Consider the following 5576-nt stretch of genomic DNA (forward strand, 5'->3'; position numbering starts at 1 on the left):
TGGCCGTGCCGCAGAGCGCTGTCACGTTAGCCAGCCGACCCTCAGCGTAGCGGTTAAAAAGCTGGAGGATGAGCTCGGTATCCCCTTGTTCGAACGCAGCAAAAGCAGTATTCGGGTGACAGAAGTTGGCCAGCGTATCATCGAGCAGGCCCAGCGGGTTCTGGACCAGGTGGGCGTGATCAAGGATATGGCCCAGGACGGCAAAAATCAGCTCAACTCCCCGTTGAAAGTGGGCGCCATCTATACCATCGGGCCCTACCTGTTCCCGCACCTGTTGCCGGAACTGCGTCGTGCCGCGCCAGATATGCCCCTGTACATAGAAGAGAATTACACCGCCAACCTGCGCCAGAAACTGCGGCACTCAGAGTTGGACGCCATCATTATTGCCCTGCCGTTTGAAGAGCCGGAGGTGGTAACCCTGCCACTCTACGATGAGCCGTTTGTGGTGCTGCTGCCTGCGGATCATCCGCTGACCGAGAAAGAGCAGGTAACGGCCGAAGAGATGGCCAATGAACAGCTGTTATTGCTGGGGCCGGGCCACTGTTTCCGGGATCAGGTGCTGGAGTCCTGCCCGCCTCTGGTGGATGCCATCACCAAACGGGCGGACAACGGCAGACCGGAGCTGGTGACCGAAGGCAGTTCGCTGGAAACCATCCGGCACATGGTGGCCTCCGGCCTGGGAATCACGGTACTGCCGCTGTCGGCCGCCACCGCCATAAAATATCAGGAAGATATCCTTGCCGTGCGGCCCTTTGCGGCGCCGGTTCCATTCCGGACCGTGGCTTTGGCCTGGCGGGTAACCTTCCCCCGGCCGAAGGCCATAGACGTACTGTCGCTGGCGGCGAGCCAGTGCCGGGTAATTGAAAAAGCCAAAACCGATACACCGGCGGTTGCCGAAAGCGCCTGAGGGCCGTATGACGTCACTGGATGACATCCCGGTAACCCAGCTCAAGGGCGTAGGAAGCGCCCTGGCGGAAAAGCTTGCCAAGCTGGGCATCCATTCCATTCAGGATCTCCTGTTCCATCTTCCCTACCGTTATGAAGACCGTACCCGCGTGGTGCCTATGGGCAGCCTGCGTATTGGCGATATTGCGGTGGTGGAAGGTGAGGTCATGAAGGCCGATCTGGTGATGGGCCGCCGGCGCAGCCTGCAGGTGACGTTGCGGGATGACAGCGGTTTTCTGGTGATGCGGTTTTTTCACTTCAATGCCGCCCAGAAAAACCAGCTTGCTGAAGGCACACGAGTGCGCTGTTTCGGCGAGGTGCGCCCAGGCCGGGCCGGCTACGAATTCTACCATCCGGAATACCAGACCAATCCTCCTGCCATGCCGCCGGCCGACCAGGCAACACTCACGCCGGTGTACCCGCTGACCGAGGGCATTCAACAGCCCAGGGTCAGGGCGCTGTGTCAGCAGGCCCTGACCTATCTGGATCGCTACCCCATCAAGGACTGGCTGCCACCGGCGTTGCTGGCGGATTACCAGTTACCTGGCATTACCGAAGCCGTTCGCCTGGTGCATCTGCCCCCGGCCGGCGCCCCGGTGCATCTGCTGGTAGAGGGAAAACACCCGGCTCAGCAGCGGCTGGTGATGGAAGAGCTGCTGGCGCATCAGCTTAGCCTGTTGCAGGTGCGTGAGCAGATTCAGGCCCGGGAGGCCTTGCCGTTACTGCCAGCGGGAGATCGGGTAGAGCGATTTCTGGAGCAGCTGCCGTTCAGCCTTACCGGTGCCCAGCGCCACGTTATGGCCGACATCCGGCAGGATCTGAGTCAGCCGGTGCCGATGTTACGCCTGGTTCAGGGAGATGTCGGCTCGGGTAAAACCGTGGTTGCCGCCTTGTCGGCCCTGCAAGCCATTGAAGCCGGCGCCCAGGTTGCCCTGATGGCACCTACCGAGATTCTGGCGGAGCAGCACTATCAGAACTTCCGCAATTGGCTGGAGCCATTGGGTGTGGAGCTGGCCTGGTTGTCGGGGAAGGTGAAAGGCAAAGCCCGACAGGCAGCATTGAGTGCGGTCGCCGAGGGCCGTGCGCAGATTGCCATTGGTACCCATGCCCTGTTTCAGGACGACGTGGTATTCCAGCGCCTGGCGCTGGTAATTGTCGACGAACAGCACCGGTTTGGCGTGCACCAGCGGCTGGCTCTGAGAGAGAAAGGGGTTGGAGGAACGCTGGCGCCGCACCAGTTGATCATGACGGCGACGCCCATACCGCGAACCCTGGCCATGAGCGCCTACGCCGACCTAGATACCTCCGTGATTGATGAGCTGCCGCCGGGGCGCAAGCCCATCGAAACGATTGTGCTGCCCGATAGCCGCAGGGATGACATCATTGAGCGGGTACGCAAGGCCTGCGGGGAAGGACGGCAGGCTTATTGGGTCTGCACCCTGATTGAGGAATCCGAGGCGCTTCAGTGCCAGGCGGCGGAAGTGACTGCCCAGGAGTTGGATGAGCGGTTGCCGGACCTGTCCATTGGCCTTGTGCATGGCCGCCTGAAGGCCCAGGACAAAGCCGAGGTAATGGAACGCTTCAAAGATGGCGAACTGGATTTGCTGGTGGCCACCACGGTGATCGAGGTCGGCGTGGACGTGCCCAATGCCTCTCTGATCATTATTGAGAACCCGGAGCGGCTCGGGCTGGCGCAGTTACACCAGTTGCGAGGCCGGGTTGGGCGCGGTGAACAGGCCAGTTTCTGTGTGCTGATGTATCACCCGCCCCTGTCCAATAATGGCAAGGCCAGGTTACAGGCGCTGCGGGACAGTCAGGATGGCTTCTTTATCGCCGAAAAGGATCTTGAGATTCGGGGGCCTGGAGAAGTGCTGGGTACTCGCCAGACTGGCTTGATGCAGTTTCGCCTGGCCGATTTTGAACGCGACAAGGGTTGGATTGAACCCATTCGTGACATGGCTCCGAGCCTGATGAGGGAGCCTCGGGTAGTCTCAGCACTTATCAGACGGTGGCTGGGTGAGAAAATTCGTTATGGCGACGTATAGTGTTGGTCATGAATTTCATAACGTCTGTGCTCGTGGCCGATATTGGCCTGTTAATGTCGCGTTAATGACTGCAAAATGCATGAAAACTGATTGATAACCTTTGTCCGGAGAATGCTATGGAACTTCCTGTTGTGGTACAGCAGGCACTTGGTGATAACGCCCCCGGTGTATCGTTCCGGAGCGTAAGCCAGATTGATACCGGCCATTTGCTTCGAATGGTACTGCTCAGTGACGATCAAGGTAATCTGCAGGCCATCTGCCGTCGCAACGATATGCTCGATCTGGAAGCCCTGAACAAGCGTCTGGGGCGGGATCTGAGAATGATGCAGCGGCGCGAGCAGGTTCGGGTCCGCCAGAAAGCCGGGCTTCAGGAGTTGCCGGCGCTGCCATCACTCACCGGTTGGCCGACTGTAGTTGACCGGCGTGTGGACGAACTCGAGGCGGTTGCGCTGGAGTTGGGGGAACAGGACCTGGGCCTTATGATGCCGGCCGAAGATTTCCGCCAGTTGACCGCAAAGGCCGCCCGACACGATTTTGCGGTGGATACCGCAAATATCTCCGTCAATCTTGACAATCACGCCGCCGACCGTGACCAGCTGCATTCCGCCATCAAAAGGTTCACCGGCTTGCGTATTCAGCAGCGACTGGAGGATACGCTGGAGCTGCCGCCCTTGCCTGAGACTGCCCAGCGCATCATTCATCTGCGGGTAAACCCTAATGCGGTAATGGGGGACCTGGTGGATGTGGTGGAGAGCGATCCGAGCCTGGCAGCCCAGGTCGTGAGTTGGGCGTCATCATCGTTCTACGCCGCTGCAGGGCGGGTGCATTCCGTCCACGATGCAGTATCCCGGGTGTTGGGTTTTGATTTGGTGATGAATCTGGCCATGGGCCTGGCACTGGGGCGTGCCCTGAAGCACCCGCAGGATCACCCGGACGGTTATGTTGATTACTGGCAGCAGGCCATCTGGCAGGCTCAGTCTGCAGGTATTCTCGCGAGTATGATGCCTCGAGGGCAGCGACCTCTGTTTGGTCTCGCCTATCTGGCCGGTTTGCTCCACAACTTCGGGCATCTGGTACTGGCGCAGGTGTTCCCTCCGCATTTCAAGCTGGTCTGCCGCTCGCTGGAGGTGAGCCCGCACATTGATTCCAGTGTCATCGAGCATTACCTGCTGGGGATCACCCGGGAGCAGATTGCGGCGCAGTTGATGGAAAACTGGGGTATGCCGGACGAAGTGACACTGGCTATTCGTTACCAGAAGAATCCCGCCTATGACGGGCCTCACAATGTATATGCCCGTCTTTTGTGGCTGGGGCGGCAGTTGCTGACCGAGCGGGGTGTTGCCTTGGGCGCGGGTGAGTCTGCAACTCAGGCTGTCTATGATGAGCTGGGTCTGGACAGGGAGCTGGTTCAGGAACAGTTTGATGAGCTGGTGCGCCGAAAAGACAGCATTATGGCCATGGCCGGGATGATGAGTCAGGGCGGATAAAAAAGGGCCGGCCATTGAGGCCGGCAAGTTCACCCGCTTGTTGCAGAGTCGTCCAAACTTGTCAGGAGAAAACAACGGGGAGGCTGATCCAGTGTGGTGGGAGCGGCCTCCTGTTTTAAATTTAGACAAGCTCCGGGAAAAGGAAAGGCGACTGCATGCAGATTACATAAATGAGCATGGTGTCAGCTTTCCTTGAGGCTAAAAGCTATTGATTTGCTTTGACATATTTTTGAAGCGGGCGTCCGATCGGTAACAAAAAGTTACAAAATACGGGCGTCAGTCAAAGCGATGATGGCGGATTGCTGTGGCAGCCTGACGGATTTCATCGGAGTGCTCCCTTTCCACGGCAAACCGTTCTTTGTCCATTTCCCGGATGGTCGCAGAGTCGGTATTCTTCCTCGCCTGATGCGTGGGCATGTGCTGAATCTTGTTGTGCACCGTCTGGAACACCTGAAAGGGTGGTTTTTCCAGCAGTTCCGGGGCCAGGTAATCCAGCAGACCCTTGAATCTCAGACAGGCCTCGGAATACTCAACCTGGTCTTCCTCTACCGCCATGGCGATAATCCGGATACTTTCAATCATTTCGTCCCGACGCCGGGCCTGAAACTCCTCGGTTTTCTTCTGGCGCAGCCGCTGTTCGGACAGCAGCCGAGATTGGCGCCAGATATACACCAGTAACACACCGATAATAACCAGCCCGATGGCAATAAAGACCAATTGCAGCCCTCTGGGCATGGTTACACTCCTGTTTGTTCAAGAGGCCGCTATCAGGCCTGTTTCTGTTGAGGTTCGGGTTGCCAGACTCTGACATCAACCGCCTGGCCGTTCAAGACCGAGGTTCCCGAAACCGGATCCACCAGGGCATCATCCAACAGATCGTTGATGCTGACCCCGGCGTGGGACGATGCCACTGATTGGCCGGTGCCTGATCGATGGTGACCCCAACCGTGGGGGATGGACACCACACCCGGCATAATGTCTTCGGTGATTTCCACCGGGATCACCACGTCTCGCCCCTGAACCGAAACCTCGGCATGATCTCCGGGGTTCAACGCTCGTTTGCTGGCATCGTCCGGGTGGATAAGCAGGGTGCAGCGGC

At 58.6% G+C, this 5576-nt stretch carries 5 protein-coding genes; 3 read left to right on the forward strand and 2 right to left on the reverse strand.

The features are described 5' to 3' along the window. The 3 genes from B3Y70_RS16735 to B3Y70_RS16745 all read left to right on the forward strand — a co-directional run. Positions 1–907 (forward strand): hydrogen peroxide-inducible genes activator (locus tag B3Y70_RS16735; RefSeq protein ID WP_288590152.1); only part of this gene is annotated, 907 nt, incomplete at its 5' end. 7 nt (positions 908–914) lie between these two features. Next, complete coding sequence (gene recG / locus B3Y70_RS16740; RefSeq protein WP_288590154.1) at positions 915–2990, forward strand: ATP-dependent DNA helicase RecG; 2076 nt, start codon at positions 915–917, stop codon at positions 2988–2990. 116 nt (positions 2991–3106) lie between these two features. Further along, positions 3107–4477, forward strand: coding sequence for an aminoacyl-tRNA deacylase and HDOD domain-containing protein (locus tag B3Y70_RS16745; RefSeq protein ID WP_011784174.1), 1371 nt, complete (start codon positions 3107–3109; stop codon positions 4475–4477). A 276-nt stretch (positions 4478–4753) separates the two neighbouring features. Here the strand turns inward: B3Y70_RS16745 and B3Y70_RS16750 are convergent, their stop codons facing one another. After that, complete coding sequence (locus B3Y70_RS16750; protein WP_288590157.1) at positions 4754–5212, reverse strand: DUF2489 domain-containing protein; 459 nt, start codon at positions 5210–5212, stop codon at positions 4754–4756. A 32-nt stretch (positions 5213–5244) separates the two neighbouring features. Then, positions 5245–5576: molybdopterin dinucleotide binding domain-containing protein (locus B3Y70_RS16755; RefSeq protein WP_288590159.1), on the reverse strand; the 332-nt coding region annotated here is incomplete at its 5' end.

Origin of the sequence: Marinobacter sp. UBA5687 (genome assembly GCF_002420325.1) — a bacterium.
GTDB classification, from domain to species: Bacteria; Pseudomonadota; Gammaproteobacteria; order Pseudomonadales; family Oleiphilaceae; genus Marinobacter; species Marinobacter nauticus.

Coding starts and splice junctions, on each gene's coding strand:
- B3Y70_RS16745 (WP_011784174.1), top strand. CDS start 3,107: ATGGAACTTCCTGTTGTGGTACAGCAGGCACTTGGTGATAACGCCCCC.
- B3Y70_RS16750 (WP_288590157.1), bottom strand. CDS start 5,212: ATGCCCAGAGGGCTGCAATTGGTCTTTATTGCCATCGGGCTGGTTATT.
- recG (WP_288590154.1), top strand. CDS start 915: ATGACGTCACTGGATGACATCCCGGTAACCCAGCTCAAGGGCGTAGGA.